Origin of the sequence: Enterobacter cloacae complex sp., from assembly GCF_900322725.1 — a bacterium.
GTDB classification, from domain to species: Bacteria; Pseudomonadota; Gammaproteobacteria; order Enterobacterales; family Enterobacteriaceae; genus Enterobacter; species Enterobacter quasihormaechei.
Genome location: NZ_LT991957.1, coordinates 605,845 through 626,269, shown reverse-complemented (window position 1 = coordinate 626,269; position 20,425 = coordinate 605,845). Strand labels below are relative to the sequence as shown.

Sequence of the window (20,425 nt, the reverse complement as noted above, 5' to 3'; positions counted from 1 at the left end):
GAAATGCCAACAGTACCAACAGTCAGCGGGCGCCAGGTTGAAAGCCGCGGATTCCAGTCTCCTGGATTTCAGGCGTTCGAACAGCCGAATGTCGGCGACGTCATTTCTCAGGTCGCGCCAAAGGCGATCGACATGTTCGCGCAGGCCAAGCAGAGGGCGGATGTCGCCCAGGCGCAAGATGCATCGCTGCAACTGAGTCAGGTATCGAGTGATCTGCTGACGAATCCCGATACCGGTCTGCTGAATCTTCAGGGTAAGAATGCACTGGGTAAGGGCCAGGAGTACACCCAACAGTTTGATTCCCAGGCAGAGCAGATCGCCATGACCCTGCCAGAAGGTGCCCGTGCCGGGTTCCTTCAGCAAGCACAGCAGCAGCGCATTCAGTTCACGACGCAGGCCGGACGCCACGAGATCAGCCAGCTTAACGCCTATGAAGAAGGACAGTTCCAGGCGACGCTGGCGAACAACGGGAAACTGGCAGCATCTGCGTACGGCGATAACGCCAACTACGTGCTGTACAACCAGCAGACCTTTCAGCAGATCGAAACCTATGGCGCCGCGCATGGCTGGAGTGCCGAGCAGATTCAGGCGAAAAAGACCGAATTTAAAGAGAAGGTCGCTGATACGGCTCTCTCTCAGTGGTCTGCTAACAACTCTATCGAGTTCATTCAGAGCAATGGTGAGCTGAGCGACACGGCTGTTGGATCACGTCGTGCGGTATCGGAAGGCGGTTCAGGCGACAGCGCTCGCGGCATTCGCAATAACAACCCCGGAAACCTCGAGTACAGCAAAACTAATCCGTGGGTTGGGCAGACCGGTGATGATGGTCGATTTGCTAAATTCGAAACTCCGGAGCATGGCATTCGCGCGCTGGGCCGCAACCTGCTGTCTTATCAGCGCCAGGGCATCGATACCGTCAGTGACATTATCAACCGCTGGGCGCCGCCATCTGACAATAACAACACCGATGCTTACATTCAGGCAGTATGTGCACAGCTCGGCGTAACTGCGGATCAGCAGCTTGACGCATCAAACCCTGACACGCTGAAGGCTCTATGTGCTGCAATCATCCAGCATGAGAACGGGAGCCAGCCATACAGCGACCAGCAGCTCGCCACCGGTGTCAGTGCAGCTATTGGCCTGTCACAGCTTCCGACCAGCACCAAGCGATATACCGGCAATGCTGCATTCGACGCTGCATCTCCTGAAGCGCAGGCAACCTTCCTTCGCCAGGCTGACCAAATTCGCAAGCAGCAGCAGGCGGAATATCGCACCAGTATCGACAGTCGGGTTCGCGATGCCAGCGCGGCATACATGCGCGGTGTTGATTTCCCTGATGCACCAACGCAGACCGACTTCCTGGTTGCCTATGGGGTGCGGGAAGGTAATCTCCGCTATACCGAGTTTCGGAATACGCAGATCGCCGGGCAGTACATTGGCTCATTCCGCAACATGCCGACGAGCAGCATCACAGCCTACGTCAATCAGCTGAAGCCAGGAACCGAGGAAACAGGCGAGGGATATGCATCCCGCGCTGAATTATTCGATCAGGTATCGGCGGCGGCCTCAAAGGTGATCAGCCAGAGGCAGAACAACCCGTTCAACGCCGCGGTGGAGATTGGAGCCTATAAGCCGATCGCCAGCAACAACCCTAACGACATCACAGCTGAGGTTGCTAACCGTTTCTCTTCACAGGAAAGCCTGCGCGCGCTGGGCATCAATGCGCCTATTCTGTCCAGTGAGGAGGCTGCGGCACTGTCTGAACAGGTACGCGGTACCAAAGACGTAAACCAGACAATCAGCCTGTTACAGAGCATGGGGGAAACGCTGTCCGCTCCGGCAATGCGCCAGGTCGCGTCTGCCATTGCGCCTAACAACGCAGCAACTGCATATTCCGCGCTGCTGCTGGGGACGCCGGATAACCAGTACGACAACAAAAAACCATCGATCGCATACAGTCAGTTCATTGGCTACAAGCCGACCATGAATAAGTACGACGTATCGAAGGTGATCCTCGCTGGCGATCAGTTGCTCAATCCAACGAAGGCAATGAAAGATGCTGGTATAACCCCGGTGCAGTTGCCGAGCGAAGATAAGCTGAAACGAGCATTCGACGATCAGGTGGGTAATGCATTCGCCAATAACGCGCAGGCGCGCCAGCTCAGTTATAACCTTTTCAAGGCAGCTTACGCCGGGATCGCTTATCAGTCAGGTGATGCCTCCATGACGCGCACTGATGCAGCCAACTCCGACGTAGTGGAAAAGGCGGCGCAATACGCCACAGGGGGCGTGTACAAGGGCTTTAATGGTGGCGATGTGGTAATGCCGTTCGGCATGGATAAATCCACCTTCAAGGACCGCTACACCGCATCTGCACAGCAGGCGCTGAAAGATGCCGGTCTGAACGTAAACTCCGCATCAAACTTCACGCCAGTCAACATTGGCAACAACCAGTATCGACTGGTAAGCGGCAGCGGGCGCTGGGCGACGGATCCGAAAACCAATGAAGCTATCGTTGTGAGGGTCGAATAATGTCTGATGTATTTTCTCTGGCTCCGGAAGGCCAGGCGTGGACCGACGATAAAGCAGCGGCCAATCCGGCACGACCAGAAGACTATGAGCCGACATTCTTCCAGGGTTCAATCGCCGCACCGGTGCGCGGCGTGGCTGAGGGCACTCTCGGCCTTGCACAGTCTGCCGTCGGATTCAGTAAACGCCTGATCAGCGATCCGGCATTCACCGCAGACGTGGCGCCAACGGTCAATATCTTCCGTGTGATGTTTCCTGATGCCGATAAAGCGCTGAATGAAACATACGACACGATTGGCAAACAGTTGCAGGATGCTCGCGGGTATGTGAAGCCGGATGTTGGTAGCCAGGGCACCGCTGCTGAGGTTCTTTATGGCCTCGGTCAGTTCGTGCCGGCCATTGGTGCGACCATTGTCGGCGGCCCCGCGGTCGGCGCAGCTACGGCATTCAGCTCTACGTATGAACAGTCCTATCAGGATTTCAAAGGGAAGGGTGTAGACGAGTCGACGGCGCGCAACCTGGCAACTCAGCAGAGCCTTTTCAACGCAGCGGGCATGGCCTTACCTGCTGCCATCGGCACCACTCTGGCAACGCGCATTGCCTCAGGTGTGGCAATAAACACCGGGTTCGGTGGCCTGAACCGTTACTCCGTCGGCGAAACACTGGAGGAGAAAGGCTACACCGAGATGGCGAAACAGTACCGGGTATTCGACGGCCAGGCGATTCTGGTGGATGCAGTGCTGGGTGGCGCCTTTGGTGGTGCCCATCACCTTGCCGCGCGAAATGCTGACGTGCCGCCTCCAGCAGATACTGAAGCGCCGATCCCGGCGGCGGAAGTGCAGAGCGCACCTGATGCAAGCGCAGAGCCATCGCCTGTGGCCGAAGTAGCGCCAGTGACAGACGCGCCAGGATCACCGGTTCGCTCGGATTCTCAGTCACCAGTGACAGAGCCTGCCGCCACGACAGATATTCCTGCTATTAAGCCAAGCGATATCGATGCCGCCCACACTCTGAATGAGGGGCTCTATTACGATCTGGAATCCTCCCCGGTGCTGCATGCCAGCAACGAGAGCATCAACAGCCATGTGGCAGCCATGGACGAAGCGTATCGACAGCTGAATGACGGCCAGCCTGTTAACGTCGGTATGATGGCGCGCGGGCTGGATGGTCCGGCCCGGCCTGGCATGCTGGAATCTGCAAGCGAGCAGTACCATGCAATGCAGCAGGTTTTCGAAGAGAATGGTGTCAGGTATGAAACGCCGTCAGAACTGGCTGGAGAGGCTCCTGCTCCGCGTGCCGAAAGCGCATTCACGGCAGCAGACGAAACTGGCGGGCAGGTCAGTGTGGATCCCGATACCGGACAGGCTATTTCATCCAACAGTTACGACCTGATGGCGGCGCGCGATATGGCGACCACTAATCCGGACCTGACAATTACGCACCCCGACACCGGGCAACCGGCGAAACTCTCCGATGTTCTGGCTGAATTTGATGAACAAATCCAGACCGTGCAGAACGAATCGAAAGTTTATTCAGTCGCCGCCGCGTGCTTCCTGAGGAATCCATAATGAAACAGGCATGTGTTGAAGCCATTGCGCAGACCCTGGGCCGCCAGCCAAAGGCTGACGAGCTGAAAGGTATTGAGGACCGTATCAAAGAGGCCGTGCGCCAGGTACATAAAAAAAATGCCAGGGAAGGCAAGACTGGCATCCCTGATGCGCAGACGTACATGGAGGCCGCTGATCTTGTGCGACAGCGCGTTGTGCATGACGTTTATAAGAAGCGTCAGCGCGTCGCTCAGAACGCGATCGCCATCAGCAGGGTGACAGATACCCTCGACGCTAATATCCCGCCAGAGCAGCAAACACCCGCCAATTTGCAGCAGTTTATCTTCGCAGGACGGCGCACAACTGACGGTAAGGATATTGCCGTGACCTCGGCCGAGGAACTGGCAACCGGAGCATATCAGGACTGGTCACGCCAGCTCAGTGCTGAACTGCTCAAAGCCGGTGATGACGTCCGTAAATTCTTCGAGCAGAGCAAAGCACTCGGTGAGCAGCGTTTCCGCAGTCTGTTCGACCAGCAGGCGGCAAAGTCTGCACAGCTCCAGATCCTGAAAGAGTTATATGGCGAGGACACCGGGAACCCGCAGGCGAAAAAAATCGCCCAGGTATGGAATGACGTCACCAGCCGGGCCCGGCAGGAAATGAACGACAACGGTTTCGATATCGGCCTGCGAGAAGACTGGCATCTGCCGTATGTGGACGACGCTGATTTTATTCGCAACGCCGGGCGAGATGAATGGCTGGCATCATTGCCGGTGGCAGAACAGGCCAAAGCGCGACTGTCAGGCCGTCAGCCTCCGATTGAGTTTGCCCGCCAGGCATGGGTGGACGACGTTTACAACACGCAGGATCGCAGCAACTACGTTAATCCAGACGGCAGCCCGATGAATGACATCGAGTATCGCCAGGCGCTGGAAGCGATCTTTGAAACGAAGGCCACCGATGGCGCCAACAAAATCGACCCGGGCGCGTTCATGGGCACCGGCGGGATAAAGAATCGCGGTTCCCAGAGCAGGGTGATGGCGTTCAAGGATGCGCAGTCGCACTTCGCCTACATGGAGCGTTATACGCAGCAGCCGGTGGTGGGCGTAATGATGTCGCACCTGCAATCCTCCTCCCGCGATCTGGGTGTCGTTAAAGCATTCGGCCCGGACGCAACCCGCAACTTTTCGCTGGTTCTGGACCGCGTATATCAGCGTGCAGTAACCGGCGGAAAGGAAGTCGGCAAGATGAACGATGAGCGCAAGATGGTTGAGCGCATGTTTAACTCAATGGCGGGGCTTAACGGTGCGGCCACATCGAGCGTATTCACGTCGGCGGTTGGCGGCCTGCGCAACCTGATGACCAGCGCCATGCTCGGCACCAGCGTACTGACCGCAACCAGCGACCAGGCGATCATGCGCGCCAATGCCCAGGCTCTTGGCTTTACCCGAGACGGCATGCGCCTGTCTGCAAACACCATTCGCAACCTGTTCAGCGGTGATGCCAAAAAGGCCAATGCCGAGCTCGGCCTGCTTGTGGACTCGCATGCTGCTGTCGTATCGAAGATGGGCGGCTTTGACCTGTCGCGCGGAATCACCGGCTGGTTCGCAGAAAAAACGTTGAAATGGTCAGGTCTGATCGCCATGGACCGCGCCAACAAGGCGGCTTTTGGCCTGCTGATGTATAAAAACATTGGCGAACTGACCCGCAAATTTAAGACTCTGGATGACGTAAAAGGGTCAGATAAAACCATCCTTGCTAACAAAGGCTGGAGCAATGAAGACTGGGCGATCATGGCAGCGGCAGACCTACAGCCAATGACTACCTCCGGTCACATGGGTATGACTCCTGATGCGATCTACGCCGTGCCTGATGAAGTGATCGCCGACATCATGGCTGACCGTATCGCGCAGGTGCGTGCAGGTAGTGATGCAGCGCTGGCCGCGCTTGGCGATATGCCACCAGAGCGCCTGAAGAAAATGAAAGAGGCGTTCGACGCAGAAGCAGAGCAGACCATCACGCGCATGGTACGTAACGCCAGAGCCGAGGCCGCTCAGAAACTTCTTGGTATCACGCACGGCGAGATGACCAGCGCCGTAACGACCGCTACCGGCCTTGACACCTATGCCCGAGACGATGCCGGACAGCTGATCAAGAGTTTCATGCTCTTTAAGACAACGCCATTCGCTGGGTTCCGCCAGCTGGTAAACCGGGCTAATGATCTGGACACGGTACCAGCTCTTAAATTCCTCGCTTCATACATTGCAGGCACGACTCTGGCCGGGATGTTTGCAAACCAGATGAATAGCCTGTTGACCGGTAATGATCCACTGGATATGACGAAGCCAACTACATGGGTACAGGCTCTTCTGAAAGGTGGGTCATTCGGTATCTACGGCGATTTCCTTTTCCAGGACCATACGCAATATGGTTCCAGTATCGCGGCTACCATCGGCGGACCAGTGCTCAGCTTTGCAGAACAGTTAACTAAACTGCTGATCACTAACCCGCAGAAGGCATTGCAGGGGGAAGAAACTTCATTCGGTGCCGACGCGCTTAAGACGGCTCGAATGATCACCCCGTTCGCAAACCTCTGGTATGCAAAAGCCATTACCAATCACCTGATCCTGCAACAGCTTCAGGAGATGGCGAACCCTGGGTACAACGATCGGGTAAGGGACCGCGCGCAGCGGGAATTTAACACAACGAGTTGGTGGGAGCCCGGCGAAACAACACCGCGGCGCGCTCCAGATCTCGGGAAGGCGGTGGGCCAATGATGGACATCTTAGTCAGTATTGGATTGATGTTGTTCTGGTTTGCTTCCGTAGTTGTATGCGGTACTGCCTATTTGTGGGTGACTGTAATTGCCATCAGGAAAAAGTGGTTAGGAGAGTGGTCGGCGAAGGTCGTTTACTTCTCGACCTTCGTCATCATTGCCGCAATAATCTTTAAACTTCCTTTACTGTGACATGTCACGAGGCCGCGCATGCGGCCTTTACTTTATGTCGTTTCCTGCTTCAGTTTTTCCACGCAGTAATCAAGATGCATTTGCAGATCTTTCATGGACATCTGCGAGCTGGTGACATAGTTAACCAGAGCAGTCAACTCAGCCATCGGACCATCAACGTTAAACCCATCCTCACCAAGCTGGCGCAGCAACGTCATCAGGTGAGAATCTTCAACAAGGGAGCGGACGCCTCCCGGCGTGTGTATTCGTTCGGCAAATCCTTTTTCCAGCGGGTGATGATACTGACGTTGCATCTGATAATCTCCATGCATTCACTGTATATATGTACAGTAGCAAATGTTCGAAATACTATCCAGCACGAATTGCCATTTACCTAAAAGGTAATAACTTTCCTGATTGTTATTCATTCAATTCATATAAGGTTTGCTAGGTAATAAACTGTCCAGATGATGCACGCGCGCCGGGCGCTGCTTAACTGGAGACAGGCCATGACGGTATCAACCGTAGTTGACCATAACGATTACACGGGGAACGGCGTTACGACATCCTTCCCGTACACGTTCCGCATATTCAAAAAAACAGATCTTGCTGTATCAGTTGTAGATCTCAACGAAAACATCACAGTCCTGGTTCTGGATACTGACTATACGGTTACGAACGCAGGAGGATACAGCGGCGGTAATGTGGTTCTCACCACTCCGTTGACAAATGGCTGGAAGATTTCCATTGCCAGAGAACTGGAGCCGACGCAGGAAACCGACCTGCGCAACCAGGGCAAGTTCTTCGCTGAGGTACATGAAGATGCCTTTGACAAGCTGACTATGCTGATCCAGCAGGCATACAGCTTGTTCCGCCTGGCTCTTCGCAAGCCATCGAGCATCGCGAACTGGTATGACGCGCTGAACAACTACATTCGCAATTTACGCGATCCGAGAGACCCGCAAGATGCGGCCACCAAAAACTATGTTGATACGCTGGCAAACAACAATCTAAATCGCACGTTACGCGTTCCTGAGGCAATACCTTCATTGCCAGATGCAGCTACAAGGGCTAATAAAATTGTCGCCTTTGATAGTGCAGGCAATCCATTCCCTGTTCTTCCACCATCAGGATCAGCATCAGACGTTCTTATTGAGCTGGCGAAGCCAACAGGCTCATCAAAGATTGGTTACGGCGATCGCACTGTAGAAGATAAACTTAATGAGCGGAAAAGTCCTTTCGATTTTGAAGCAATAGGCAATGGTGAAGATGATGACACATTAGCACTTCAAAAATTTATAGACGAAACTGATGGTGATCTTGATCTTGCTGGTGGCACATTTCTAATAAGTAAGAATTATGCCCTAGCTATTCAATATCCAAATGAAGCCGACTTTTCTGACGGTACTTATAACTATAGCCCATGCCTTGCATTGGTTGGAAAGAAGGGTATCAAAATTCACAATGGAACATTGCTGGTTAAGACGCATGGCCTTGATGCGTTAAGCCTCATAGCCTGTGAGCATGTTACTGTTGATTTAACTATCAAGGGTCCGGGAATCTTCCCTGCAATTGATACCACAACTGGGTATGCAGAGAAAGGAGAAGCCAGATTCGGGTACGATTCTGCTCTAGTTCTTGCACCAAATAATGCCCTTGATACCAGCGCATATACTGGCGGAGCATACGCTGGTGTTACAGGTCAATTCCCTAAATACAATGCAGACGGCAGCCAAGCTTCAGGTTGGCAGAACACGTGGGGCAAGTTCCTTGGCGGCAACATCGGTAGCTGGGCTTGCGGTGTGAAGGTTCAACGTGCATGCCGTGGTATTCTTATCAATGACTGTGACATCTCTGGGTTTAACTTTGGTGCGGTAGGTATTGGCATCCGTAACACAGCAGCAGCCTATGGTGCAAGTGATTACACCACAGATGCAGATGTACCTGATGGCGTGATGGTTATTAATACACGTATTCGCAAGTGCTACAGTGCAGGCATCTACGTCCTCTCTGGATATCGCCTGAACTACATGGCGAATAACATCGAAGACATCGGTCACCCTGATGGGGATGATGTACTGAACGCAAGTTACGACCCAGGCTACGGTATCACACATGGTCGAAACCGAAGAATCCGTAATGTAACAATTACTGAGAATATGATTCGTAACTGCCGCCGCAAGTGTATTGACTTCCATGGTGGAGGCCAGGCTATCATCGCAAACAACCATTGCCTTGAGCATGGGGTTGTAGGTATCTACGCTAAGTGTGGACCAGGTTGGGCACCCAACTATGAACCATATAACCTGATTGTCGCTGATAACTATGTCCGTTCCCGTGATGTACCTGCCAGTGAAACTACAGGCCTACTGATCGGTGCTAAGTATACACGATGCATTGATGTTGGTGGTGGTGGCGAAGCCACGCAAGCCACATACCCAGACCCTTTTGTCAAGATACACAATAACTACTGTGAACTCCGTGCATACGATGGGGTAGCAATAAGCACAGGTGCTGGTGACGACAACTACGCCGTTTTCCAGGATATTGATATCAGCCACAATAGTGTTGTCATGAAGTGCAACACAGTCAACAATACGACTGAGGGCATAGCTGTGAATGCTGGAGCGGGGACTAACAAAGTTTACAGAGGTCAGCGCATACGTTTGGTGGGAAACAGCGTTAAGCAACTGAACAACCTGTCGCTTAACTATCGTGTAATTGGGTATAAAATTTCTGGAATTCCCAAATCAATCATCGCTCATGGAAACATTGTTGATTTAAACACATTAAACCAGGCGGGTTTGCTATCATCGTTTGTTTTGGATGGTAGGACATATATATCATTTTCTGGAAACCAAGCATTAAGCATTGGTTCTCGTAGCACAATGTCAGCCTCAGACATAATTTTCTACGACAATACAAGAATATCTATTCCAGCAGGATCGGCGTCTACTTCAATTCCAGCCAGCTTATTTAGAGGGGTTTGGCAGGCAACCATTGCAGGATCTGGAGATGCATTTGGAGCAAGGCAGGTACAACTAGCTAACACAGGCACTACTGGCACATCGACAGATGTTGTGAGGTCATCTACGACAGGTGTTATCGCTAACATTGCGGTCGGACCATCTGGTGTTGTTATTCCAGCGATAACAAATCAAACAGATGTAACCATCAGTCTTAAACCTCTGGTTCAATATGACTCAGTGCTATAAATAATAACGCCCCTCTAAGGGGGCGTTATTTTACATTCTATTTATATATATTCTGTATCCATCTTCGTATTTAATTAATTTAATAAGGCTATTGTTTTTTATAATCTCTCCATCTCCTTTAAACCTTTCATCTTTTGGTATAGGTGATGATATGCCATACTGTTTCATAAGGCTATACTTGAACCTGTAGTTTGCAAAGGCAGAACCTACTAGATATTGCGATACCGGAATAGCATCGTATATTCTCTTGACAGAATCTGGATAAGAAGGGAAGCCAGAAATTACTATCTTATCACCTGTTTTATAACCACATTCAATTAGGTCGTAGGCAATATTCTGAGCGACCACTCTGTCTATACGCTGATAGATTTTGAAAGCATTCGATACTCCATATGCTTGGCTAAAATTGAATGTAATAATTACCACAATCAATGATTTTGATAAAGCACCTAATTTACTCATCATTTCCGCACCCTTTAGTAGTGCACAAAATGATAATCCAGCGGCTATCATCACTCTAGGTTCTACTATAGGGCTTTTCAAAACTAGATAAGGAGCAAATCCGAGAACTATTATTGCTACAAATACAAGCACTGAAAATGCAGTAGTTTTATTTCTTTCTATTGATGAGATTACCAACATAACAATTATCAATGTTAACAAAATAATACTAGGGGCAAATGCAGTAACCTTGAAAAGCATATTTATAAACAATGAGAAGTTATTTACAAATATCTTTAATCCATCAACTGAAAGTGGTATTAACTCAGAGTGAGTGTCCGTGTATCCGGAGGTATAGGAATCTCCATCAAAGAATACCAGCATCATTAATTTATAAAGCAAGAACGAAAAGAAAAGAGATGAAAATACCTTTAAGATTAAGTTAATAACATCATTTTTATTTTCATTGCAGAACCTCATAAAGCACATTAATGCAAGGTAAGATAAAACGAATGGTATAGATGCCTGGTATATTGATATTGAAATAAACCCAATCGCCACCGAACTAATCCAGCAGACAATACTTCTCTCTGCGCTCATCCTTGCCTGTAAAATAGCCCCGAGACAGGATAATGACATTATTAAAGAGTCAAACCTGAAATAAATATTACCAATGAATAAAGTTGAAGTCAGTGGTAGTAACATGCATGCTGCTTTAGCAATTGGGGATTTCAGGCTTAGCTCAACAGAGATAAGATACCCGCAAAAGATCATCACAAAAGCGCATAATATAATGGTAAGCGGGAAAACATCATATAAAACACCATCCCCAAAGAAATTTAAACCTCCGCCAAACATGCTAATCGCAGCCATTATGACAGAGGAAAGAGGCCTCCCGTTACCCTCCCAAGCAGTAACTCCGGTATCAGTCCTAAGCCAATCATCTACAACATAGTTGTTATTAATGATAAATGGCAATATATATACAAATGATAGAGCCAGCGATATTAAAAATATAGACTTATCATTTTTAAGATTTCTTATCATTTTCTTCCCTTCAGCACGTAACGAGGTCTATTCTTCACTTCTACGTAAATCCTGCCAATGTACTCACCGAGGACTCCAATTCCTATCAACTGTATTCCTCCCAAGAAAAGTATTGAAACAAGCAGGGAAGGATATCCGCGGACAGCATTCCCAAAAAAGATGGTATCCAAAATCATCCACGCGCCATACAGGAATGCAGCACCGGCGACGAACAGGCCGATGTAAGTCCACATCCGCAGGGGGAAGGTAGAGAAACTGGTGATCCCCTCAAGAGCAAGGTTCCACAACTTCCAGCCGTTAAACTTCGTGTTACCCGCCACGCGCTCTGCCCTGGCATATTCCACGACATCAGTGCGGCCACCGACCCAGCTTAATACGCCCTTCATAAAGAGGTTACGCTCTGGCATGAGCTTAATGTTTTCCACTACCTCACGAGACATCAGGCGGAAATCGCCAACGTTTTCTTCGATCTTTGGATTGCTGATTTTGTTGTGCAGCTTATAGAACCACTCAGCGGTCATGCGCTTCAGTCGTCCATCTGTAGAGCGATCAGAGCGTTTAGCCAGAACCATATCAGCGCCGGCCTGCCACTTCTCAATCAGGTGAGGAATAACTTCGATGGGGTCTTGAAGGTCGACGTCAATCGGGATAATCGCTTCTCCGGTGGCACGATCAAGCCCGGCAAATAGAGCTGGCTCTTTTCCAAAGTTGCGAGTGAACGACAGCGGCACCACAAGCGGATCTGAAACAGCAAGCGCGTTTATAATTGATTCTGTCGCGTCTTTGCTGCCGTCATTTATGAATACTATCTCGACCTCATGCTGCTGAAGCCCTTCAAATTCCCGAACCGTTTTATAAAAAATCGGTATTGCGTCTTCTTCGTTGAAGACGGGAACGACCAGAGAAATTTTCATTTCGCATCCCTAAAGACAATGAACTTTGAATAAATAAATCCGCACACCAGGCTGATGGCGGAGAAAAGAATAAGGGTCACGATCGGAGCCATTCCGGACCTATCAGCAGCCCAACCAACAGCAGCGCTCAGCGAGCCCATAAATCCAACGTAAAGCATGTAGCGCATGGTTGTGGTGGAAGACTTGAAAGTGAATCTGGCATTTGCAAAGAAGCTGAATGACACTGCCACGACGAACCCAGCGAAGTTACCAAGTGCCTGCCCTGTGTGAAATGCATATATGCAAATAGCGAACACAACCCAGTGAATGAGCGTGTTAATGACGCCAATCGATGTGTACTTTGCGAATAACTTAAGCACTTTTACGCCCGAAAAATATAAAACCTTACTTTATCACCTTTTGGGTAATTTCGTTAAGAGTTGTCTGAGGTTTTTTAAACCACATATGGTTTATTGTGTATGATGAACTCACCAACTAAGGGGGTTCTTTATGCACATTAAACGGTGGTCACTATGTCGCACTCGTTAACCACGGAATCGCTGAATCAGGGGCTTAGCCTGAGCGCGCTAATGTCTGTGGTCGCGGGTGTGCCGCCGGAGGTGGCTTTAGGGGCGCTTGCTGGTGCGGTAATTTTTGTTACCTCAGCGGTGGAGTATCCCATAAAGCGGCGGTTACTTCTGGCGTTCCTCAGCTTCTTCTGCGGCCTTCTCTTCTACAAACCGACAGCAACACTTCTCATAGGCTTTGCATCCGCTTTCCCTGGCATCACCACAGATATGTTTGAGAAAGGGGTTGCTTACTCAGCAGGGGCGTTTGTTTCTTCAATCGTTGCTGTTGGTATCGGTACCTGGCTGTATCACCGTTCTGGAAATCCACGCGACCTGATCCCGGGGAGAAAAGACGATGACCGGTCCTGAACTGCTTCTCATCCTGAATGCCGCTATCTGCGGCGGCATTGCTATCCGAGTCCTTCTGTTCCGCCGTGACGGGTCACGCCATCGCTGGTGGGGCGGCTGGCTCGCCTATCTGCTGATCGTTGTGGCAGCCAGCGTACCTATACGGACGTTCTATGGGTACTACGTCAGCGCCGACTGGTCAGAAGTCATCATTAAAGCTGTGTTCCTGGCTGCTCTCATCAAGACAAAAGGGAACGTGGTGCAAATTTTCAAGATAACGAGGTCCCAGCATGGACATTAAACAATTCCAGCGTGCAGCTGGCATCAGCGACGTTTTGGCCACGCGTTGGTATCTGCATATCACTGCGGCCATGAAAGAGTTTGGCATTGAAGCGCCAGCGCACCAGGCGATGTTTATCGCGCAGGTGGGCCATGAATCGACAGGGTTCACACGGCTTCAGGAGAACTTCAACTACAGCGTAACCGGGCTGGCAGGATTCGTCCGTGCCGGGCGTCTCACTCAGGGCCAGGCCAACGCGCTGGGCCGCCGTGCTGGTGAGCCATCGTTACCGCTGGAGCGCCAGCGTGCGATCGCCAACCTGGTATACAGCAAACGTAATGGGAACAATGGCCCGACTGACGGCTGGTTCTATCGCGGGCGCGGGCTTATCCAGATCACCGGCCTGAACAACTACCGCGACTGTGGCAACGGGCTCAAAATTGAGCTGGTTAGCCAGCCTGAACTGCTGGCGCAGGACGAATATGCGGCCCGCAGTGCGGCGTGGTTCTTCGCAACCAAAGGCTGCATGAAGTACACTGGCGACCTGGTGCGCGTCACGCAGATCATCAATGGCGGGCAGAACGGTATCGACGACCGGCGCGCGCGGTACATCACCGCCAGCAAGGTACTTTTATGATCTGGGCATTCGTCAAAGCGTACTGGAAACAGTTGCTTATCGTGTTGATGCTTGCTGCTCTGGTCATCGTCGGAGTGGTTTCTTGGAATGTACACGGCAGCCACCAGTACGATGCCGGGTATGCGCAGGCAAAGGCAGATCGCAAAGCCGAAGATGATAAAGCTCGTCAGCAGGACGAGCAGGAGAAAGCTACCAATGAACGTGAAGCGCAGCAGAGGATCGACCAGGCGCGCAATGATGCTCTTGATGCTGCCGCTCGCGCTGGCCGGTTGCAGCAACAGCTCGTTGCCATCCGTGAGCAGCTCAGGCAGTATAACGCCACTGTCGGCGCTGGGACGTCAGCCGCAGACACCGGAGTTTTGCTTGCCGACGTGCTCAGCAAATCTCTCGAGCGAAACCGACAACTGGCAGAGTACGCTGACCGGGCCGCTGAAGCCGGACGAGTCTGTGAAAAGCAGTACGATTCGCTGACCAGGTGACATGGAATTTTTCATGGTACTGATTTCCGGTGACGGTATATAAAACGGTACGGTGAAAATCATGTTACGGAAAGTTGTTATCAGTCAATTGGTTATGCACGCCGTAAATAATTGAGTGGGAATGATGTATAGCTAGTTCATAGCACATCATATCTATTCAATATCATCTCTAGCCCTCTGTAATTGCAGAGGGTTTTTGTTTATATCTACTCATATCTATTCACTCTACACCACATTTTTCGACGGTACAGGTGACGGTATTACCCGAAAGGTATACTCTCATACCGACAAAAATATGGATGCATTACGGGTGAACTGTGCTTACCGATACCAAACTGAAAAACCTCAAGCCGCAGGAGAAACTGTATAAGGTTTCCGACCGTGACGGGCTGTATGTCGCCGTGCTTACGTCAGGCTCTGTCTCGTTCCGCTACGACTACCGCATCAACGGCCGACGGGAAACGCTGGTGATCGGCCAGTACGGTCGTGACGGTATCAGCCTGGCGGAAGCGCGCGAGGAACTCATTGCCGCCAAAAAGCTGCTGAAGGCAGGCCAGTCGCCTGCTGCGGCAAAACGTGACGGTATCAGGCAAATCGCCGGGGCCGAAACATTCGCGGTATATACCGACACCTACATGAAACACGTCACCCTGGCAGACAGCACCCGCGCCATGAAGCAGGCAGTGATCGACAGGGATATCCTCCCGGCGCTCGGAAACAAAATGATGACTGAGATAACCACCAGGATGGTGCGCGACCTTTGCGATCGTATCGTCGAGCGTGGCGGACGGGCGACGGCGATTCAGGTCAGGGAGATAATCAGCAGCGTATACCGGTACGCCAACGACCGCGGGCATGGTCTGTTCAATCCTGCTGCCGACATTAAGCCATCATCGATCGCCATGTTTAAGCCGCGTGAGCGCACGCTGTCGCCTGAGGAAATTGGAATATTCTTCCGTGCGCTGGATGACGTCGGTGCGATGGGCACCATGAAGATGGCGCTGAAGCTGGTACTGCTGACGCTTGTGCGAAAAGGCGAATTTACCTACGCGACGTGGGCAGAGATCGATTTCAGGAACTGGACATGGACGATCCCCGCCGACCGAATGAAGGCAAGGCGCGCGCATGTGATTTACCTGCCGAAGCAGGCGCAGGATCTGCTGGTCGGCCTGCAAATGTGCGCTGGTGGCAGTGAATACCTGGTGCCCGGGCGCTACAACTTCCGCAAGCCATTATCGAATGCCGCGCTGAACTCGCTGATAGACCGGACCGTGCAGGCCATAAACAAAGACGGCGAGAAAATACATGATTTCACTGTGCATGACCTGCGCCGGACGGCCAGCACGCTGCTGCACGAAGCGGATTATCCATCAGACTGGATAGAGAAGGCACAGGCGCACGAGCAGAAAGGAGTCCGGGCGGTTTATAACAAAGCGGAGTATGCCCGGCAGCGTGCCTATATGTTGCAGCAGTGGGCGGATATGGTTGATGCCTGGATTAACGGGGAGCACACCGATCTGGTGCCGTTCTCCCCGTCTAAATTTGAGAGGTGGATGAACCAGATCTGTTAATTTCGCGATCTAATAAACTCCCTCTGTATTTCTACAGCCATTTGCAACTCTTCACACTTCTTATGCAAATGGCTATTTTCAGTTTGTAACCATTTCACCTGTGCTGTTTTTTGATGTATCACGGCGCGGCACTCTTCGAGTTGACGGATTAAATCCGCATGGTCAGATATAGTCATGCTGCACGCTCCCGGCCCTGGTTGTCTGTTGATGTCAACGGAGCATGTTCAAATGCCCGCGTCAAACCGGCTATATCCAGCGCGTATCCGGGTTGCAGTTGCACCGCCGGACCTTCGCACTGGTTTCCCCATACGTCAAAGCCATGTGACGACTGGCGGGCGAAAAGCTCAATGCGCGGCACATCGCCAAGCAGTTGCACCAGTTTCTCTCTGATCACGTCCGGCTTGCGCGAGTTCTCCAGGCGCGGCGCCGTGACATGCTGGCAGATCGAAGCGTCCATTCGCGCCGGGAGTTTCCCGCGCACCGCAAACAGACAGTCTTCGCTGTTCGCCCGGGTCATGTGGCCCATGCCGATCGCGCTGGTGCCTTTATGCTTGTTCGTCTTGTGCCAGGTGAAACCCTTCATGGTCATGAGGCGGAAGCCCCACGCCTCGATTACCTTCAACGCTTCAATCGGCTGTGTTGGAACCCACCACATAGCCAGAAGGCAATCATCGGCAGCCAAATCCCACACAGGCAGGCGGCAGATGTCCAGCACGTTCATAACCGGATACTTGAATCCGGCGCCACGCTCGCCGTCTGCTGCTTTGTCGCGGTATACCCACGGCGGATCTGCGTAGATAAGAGTGTATTTTCCGGTCATGCTGCACCGCCTTCCGACTTCTCAGCTTCTACAGCAAGAGACTCCAGCTTATCCATAAACATTGCGGACAGCATTGCGTATTCCGCGTCTGTGGCTGCTGGCATTGGAACAAATCGGATGCCGAACGAGGCGAGCATATTTGCAGCCTCAAGGCACTTTCTTAAATCTGCTGGTGCTGCTTTGTTCATGCCGCCACCTTCTTGCTGTTCATCAGCTCAGCCAGGCGCTGAGCCTTTAATGGGTTTCTGATAACGTCGCCGTTCGGTGCTACCCATCCACGGCGAATGATGGAATAGGGCAGCGTGACACTGCCCACGGTTATTCCGTCGTGCGGATTAGTCATACACCACCCCGCGACATCCGATCCCGCTGTAGTCCAGATGCGGGGTGCGGTTCCCTTTGGTGATGCACTGCTGGCGGCGCACCGCGATGCGGGCGCGCTCAACTTCACCGACGGCAGCGTCCAGGCACTGGAGCCAGAGACGGGCTGCGATTCTGTAGTGCCCGCGGCGCTCGCGCTCGATGGCCCGGCTTTCGATCTCCATTGCTTCCGGCGTTACTGCCACAACTTTTTCAGTTCCGCGCTGCGATGCTTTGTTCATGTGATATTTTTCAAGGCGGGTTAATTTTCTCATTCCCAGGATCCTCTCAACTGATTACCGCCGCCAGCCACATCAGGTAGGCGACCACGGCCAGATACAGGTATACATCTGACCATCTGCCGATATGCTTCTTCAGCGCCGTCATGCTGCCGCACTCACCGGGCGATAAACGCGGCGGTCAACTGGCGGCTTTTTTCCGGTGAACGTCGCCGGACTTGCCGCCTTACGTTTATCCAGCCAGGCTTCAACTTCGCTCTGGTCCCACGCGCAGCGGCGATCGGTGATCCAGAAACGGGACGGGAATTCGCCAGCCTGTTCAAGGCGGTCAATCGTGCTCCATGACAGTGGCACCACCTCAAGGAGTTTTTTCTTACTCAATGCACCTTTCATAACTATCTCTCCTGGTTGCAGGTGTGGCGCCGTGGCGCCACGGTGGTGATTACATAGGGACTTCGTTCAGCTCATCGCGACGGATGGTGTACACATCAGTAGCTTTAGCCAGGCGTTCATCATCGTTAGCGAGCTTTTTGGCGACGTATTTGTAGGCGTTATCCAGATCCTTCAGGGTGTTGTAGTTCATCGCTGCGTCAGTGAAAGCGCACAGAATCTCTTCTGGATCGCGGTCATCGCTGCTCTTTGGTTTCTCTTCCTGCTTTTGCTCAGGCTTGGAGTTGATCAGCTTGTTCATGCCGGTCGCGGTTGCAGGTGTCGGCGTGATATCGCGTTCAACGCGCGGTGCCGTTTCCTGCAATTCGTCAGGGGTGTACACGCCCATGATGACGTCTGGGCAATGCAGGCGTGACCAGCGCTTTGTCGCCAGGTATGCGAGTTGTTGTTTCGGATCGCTAGCCCAAAGCGTGGAGTTTCTTACCTGTGCCTGAGACAGCATTAACTCGAGAACTCGAGGATGATCCTCACCCTTCATAGTTGCCCATACGCGAACACCGCAGCCTTCTTCGTCTTTAAGGGTCCATCCAGGTGCGATATACGGGTTGCCGTTTTTGGATGTTTTCTCAACAAACTTTCCGATCACGCGTTCCCACGGCCCGAACCACTCATAGTTGATGCGATCTTTGGTTGGAGACATGGTTGAGATAACCGCGTTTACTAACTGGGCTTCATAGCCGAGCGTGCCGCTCACAACATGGGTTTTCTGCGCAACGGCGAATGGGTTCATTCCCCACTGCGCAGCCTGCATTGCTACAGCCATGCAATCAGCTGGCTTCCCGGCGAGGTGAGCCGGTACCGTCACACGGCTTTGCGCCATTACTTCGGCGAACTTCATCAGTTGGTTCAAACCCTCAGGGCTGAAAATTGTTGCAGCAGTTCCAGCGATTGCTGTGTCTACTGGTGCGTTGATGTTTGCGATGTCGTTGCTCATACGTGCATATCCTGTTTGCGTGCCCACTCAGGGCGTTTAATAATTTCAAATCCACCCCATTCGCCAGACTCCCGGCACTGGTGGTAGGTATTCAGATCCCGGCGGAACAGTGCGTGCCCGGCATCTACGTCCGGCGCATCCAGTTCAAACACACGAACCGGGTAGCGCCCGCAGTCGATGGTTTCGCTCACAGCCAGGAAGAAGAATCCGTGCGGCTCTCCGGTGGTCTGCTGTGCGCCTTCGCGGTACATGGCGTCCTGAACGTGGTACCGGAATTCCTCGACGTGGCGTGCGAAGCGCTCCATGTCTGCAACCTTCTTCACGTCCAGCAGGACCGGGTGATACTTCAGGCGCTTATCCGGGCGAATGCGGCACAGCTCTCCGGTTTCCGGATCCGTCCAGTAGTGCGATGCTTCGCAGAATCCTTCCGCTTCAAGCAGCCAGCGCGCAGCCGGGTGTGCCATCGCGCTGTCGCGCATAAGTTTCAGCTTGCGGCCCTGTTCGGCATCCATCACCGTCATGCCCATGTTCTCAACATCTTTAAGGAAGGCTTCCTGATCTGCTTTCCCCTGATTGGTTCTCAGGTTGAACTGCGGCGCCACGATAAAACGCTTATCGAATTCTTCCGGCTCCAGCAGCAGGCAGTGCAGGGCGGTACCCATGTCAAGCGCTTTCAGCTTTTCTGTGTCGACCGGCGCGGATTTCTGCCACGGCAACAGGGCCGGGCTCAACGCCACCATATCCAGCTGCGACTTACTCACGCCGTCGCCGGCGTGGTAATCCTCGTTGCTGATGTCGAAGTAAATTCCTGGCATCATGCCGCAGTCCTCGCCGTGTCCAGCTGGTCAGCCAGATCCCACTTCGCGATGATGCTGGTCATCGCGGCCTGGTAAGCTGCGAGAGCCTCTTCGAATTCCGTGCTCATCATCAGTTCTTCAAGAATTTCGGTGCGCACGCCTTTGCGTTCCAGCTCATAGAAAGGCTTTTGCAGCTGGTGGAACTTGATAGCGTCGATCAGCTCCACCTGGCGCGCGTAGTGCAACTGACTCAGCTGGTAGTCGCTGTCGATGCTGGTCATGATTTTTTTCAGGTTATTAATCTGCTGGATGTTCATACGCA

22 protein-coding genes are annotated in these 20,425 nt (G+C 52.2%); 9 read left to right on the top strand and 13 right to left on the bottom strand.

Annotated features, from left to right (window positions below; genetic code table 11):
• The first annotated feature begins 3 nt into the window (after nt 1–3).
• From DBR02_RS03100 to DBR02_RS03090, 3 genes are read left to right on the top strand one after another with little or no spacing between them, the layout of a single operon-like run.
• A complete protein-coding gene (locus DBR02_RS03100) occupies nt 4–2,532 on the top strand; it encodes a hypothetical protein (protein WP_107533494.1) in 2,529 nt (842 codons plus the stop codon).
• Nucleotides 2,532–4,097, top strand: coding sequence for a hypothetical protein (locus DBR02_RS03095; protein WP_107533493.1), 1,566 nt, complete (start codon nt 2,532–2,534; stop codon nt 4,095–4,097). Before DBR02_RS03100 ends, DBR02_RS03095 begins: the two co-directional genes overlap by 1 nt.
• Nucleotides 4,097–6,853 (top strand): hypothetical protein, encoded by a 2,757-nt coding sequence (locus DBR02_RS03090; RefSeq protein ID WP_107533492.1) that lies wholly within the window; start codon nt 4,097–4,099, stop codon nt 6,851–6,853. Before DBR02_RS03095 ends, DBR02_RS03090 begins: the two co-directional genes overlap by 1 nt.
• A gap of 223 nt (nt 6,854–7,076) precedes the next feature.
• Here the strand turns inward: DBR02_RS03090 and DBR02_RS03080 are convergent, their stop codons facing one another.
• The gene (locus DBR02_RS03080; protein ID WP_032671830.1) at nt 7,077–7,337 is read right to left on the bottom strand and encodes a hypothetical protein; all 261 of its coding nucleotides are present in this window, start codon (nt 7,335–7,337) and stop codon (nt 7,077–7,079) included.
• A 195-nt stretch (nt 7,338–7,532) separates the two neighbouring features.
• On the opposite strand from DBR02_RS03080, the gene DBR02_RS03075 reads away from it, so the two are divergent.
• The gene (locus DBR02_RS03075; protein WP_059585504.1) at nt 7,533–10,238 is read left to right on the top strand and encodes a right-handed parallel beta-helix repeat-containing protein; all 2,706 of its coding nucleotides are present in this window, start codon (nt 7,533–7,535) and stop codon (nt 10,236–10,238) included.
• Nucleotides 10,239–10,268: 30 nt separating this feature from the next.
• Here DBR02_RS03075 and DBR02_RS03070 read toward each other — a convergent pair whose 3' ends face one another.
• The 3 genes from DBR02_RS03070 to DBR02_RS03060 are packed head-to-tail and all read right to left on the bottom strand — an operon-like array spanning nt 10,269 to nt 12,999.
• Entirely contained in the window at nt 10,269–11,726 is a 1,458-nt protein-coding gene (locus DBR02_RS03070) for a glucosyltransferase domain-containing protein (RefSeq protein WP_107533490.1), read from the bottom strand.
• Entirely contained in the window at nt 11,723–12,640 is a 918-nt protein-coding gene (locus DBR02_RS03065) for a glycosyltransferase family 2 protein (RefSeq protein ID WP_107533489.1), read from the bottom strand. Before DBR02_RS03065 ends, DBR02_RS03070 begins: the two co-directional genes overlap by 4 nt.
• Nucleotides 12,637–12,999, bottom strand: a complete 363-nt coding sequence (locus tag DBR02_RS03060) for a GtrA family protein (RefSeq protein ID WP_047052272.1) — start codon at nt 12,997–12,999, stop codon at nt 12,637–12,639. Before DBR02_RS03060 ends, DBR02_RS03065 begins: the two co-directional genes overlap by 4 nt.
• 153 nt (nt 13,000–13,152) lie before the next feature.
• Between DBR02_RS03060 and DBR02_RS03055 the strand changes: the two genes are divergently transcribed.
• From DBR02_RS03055 to DBR02_RS03035, 5 genes are all read left to right on the top strand, one after another.
• Nucleotides 13,153–13,557 carry a putative holin gene (locus DBR02_RS03055; protein WP_077579864.1) on the top strand — a complete coding sequence of 135 codons (405 nt, stop codon included), beginning with the start codon at nt 13,153–13,155 and terminating at the stop codon, nt 13,555–13,557.
• Nucleotides 13,544–13,837, top strand: a complete 294-nt coding sequence (locus DBR02_RS03050; protein WP_047052275.1) for a phage holin family protein — start codon at nt 13,544–13,546, stop codon at nt 13,835–13,837. Before DBR02_RS03055 ends, DBR02_RS03050 begins: the two co-directional genes overlap by 14 nt.
• Nucleotides 13,827–14,453: a glycoside hydrolase family 19 protein gene (locus tag DBR02_RS03045; RefSeq protein ID WP_107533488.1), complete on the top strand. Its 627-nt coding sequence runs from the start codon at nt 13,827–13,829 to the stop codon at nt 14,451–14,453. Before DBR02_RS03050 ends, DBR02_RS03045 begins: the two co-directional genes overlap by 11 nt.
• Nucleotides 14,450–14,932 (top strand): DUF2514 domain-containing protein, encoded by a 483-nt coding sequence (locus DBR02_RS03040; protein ID WP_107533487.1) that lies wholly within the window; start codon nt 14,450–14,452, stop codon nt 14,930–14,932. The genes DBR02_RS03045 and DBR02_RS03040 overlap by 4 nt, the downstream gene beginning before the upstream one ends.
• A gap of 317 nt (nt 14,933–15,249) precedes the next feature.
• Nucleotides 15,250–16,503, top strand: coding sequence for a tyrosine-type recombinase/integrase (locus tag DBR02_RS03035; protein WP_107533505.1), 1,254 nt, complete (start codon nt 15,250–15,252; stop codon nt 16,501–16,503).
• Here the strand turns inward: DBR02_RS03035 and DBR02_RS03030 are convergent.
• The 9 genes from DBR02_RS03030 to DBR02_RS02990 form a co-directional block, all read right to left on the bottom strand.
• On the bottom strand, nt 16,500–16,679 hold the full coding sequence (locus tag DBR02_RS03030; RefSeq protein ID WP_063149221.1) for a hypothetical protein: 180 nt from the start codon (nt 16,677–16,679) through the stop codon (nt 16,500–16,502). The genes DBR02_RS03035 and DBR02_RS03030 overlap by 4 nt on opposite strands.
• A complete protein-coding gene (locus DBR02_RS03025; protein ID WP_107533504.1) occupies nt 16,676–17,323 on the bottom strand; it encodes an MT-A70 family methyltransferase in 648 nt (215 codons plus the stop codon). The genes DBR02_RS03030 and DBR02_RS03025 overlap by 4 nt, the downstream gene beginning before the upstream one ends.
• Nucleotides 17,320–17,511, bottom strand: coding sequence for a DUF1382 family protein (locus DBR02_RS03020; RefSeq protein ID WP_045891207.1), 192 nt, complete (start codon nt 17,509–17,511; stop codon nt 17,320–17,322). Before DBR02_RS03020 ends, DBR02_RS03025 begins: the two co-directional genes overlap by 4 nt.
• Nucleotides 17,508–17,666 carry a DUF1317 family protein gene (locus tag DBR02_RS03015; protein ID WP_107533503.1) on the bottom strand — a complete coding sequence of 53 codons (159 nt, stop codon included), beginning with the start codon at nt 17,664–17,666 and terminating at the stop codon, nt 17,508–17,510. Before DBR02_RS03015 ends, DBR02_RS03020 begins: the two co-directional genes overlap by 4 nt.
• Nucleotides 17,659–17,958: a PerC family transcriptional regulator gene (locus DBR02_RS03010; protein WP_040117969.1), complete on the bottom strand. Its 300-nt coding sequence runs from the start codon at nt 17,956–17,958 to the stop codon at nt 17,659–17,661. Before DBR02_RS03010 ends, DBR02_RS03015 begins: the two co-directional genes overlap by 8 nt.
• Before the next feature lie 108 nt (nt 17,959–18,066).
• Complete coding sequence (locus DBR02_RS03005) at nt 18,067–18,315, bottom strand: helix-turn-helix transcriptional regulator (protein WP_107533502.1); 249 nt, start codon at nt 18,313–18,315, stop codon at nt 18,067–18,069.
• Between the two features lie 49 nt (nt 18,316–18,364).
• On the bottom strand, nt 18,365–19,306 hold the full coding sequence (locus tag DBR02_RS03000) for a RecT family recombinase (RefSeq protein ID WP_047050283.1): 942 nt from the start codon (nt 19,304–19,306) through the stop codon (nt 18,365–18,367).
• Entirely contained in the window at nt 19,303–20,124 is an 822-nt protein-coding gene (locus tag DBR02_RS02995) for a PD-(D/E)XK nuclease-like domain-containing protein (protein ID WP_063153763.1), read from the bottom strand. The genes DBR02_RS03000 and DBR02_RS02995 overlap by 4 nt, the downstream gene beginning before the upstream one ends.
• The gene (locus DBR02_RS02990) at nt 20,121–20,420 is read right to left on the bottom strand and encodes a hypothetical protein (protein WP_063153764.1); all 300 of its coding nucleotides are present in this window, start codon (nt 20,418–20,420) and stop codon (nt 20,121–20,123) included. The genes DBR02_RS02995 and DBR02_RS02990 overlap by 4 nt, the downstream gene beginning before the upstream one ends.
• Between the last annotated feature and the right edge of the window lie 5 nt (nt 20,421–20,425).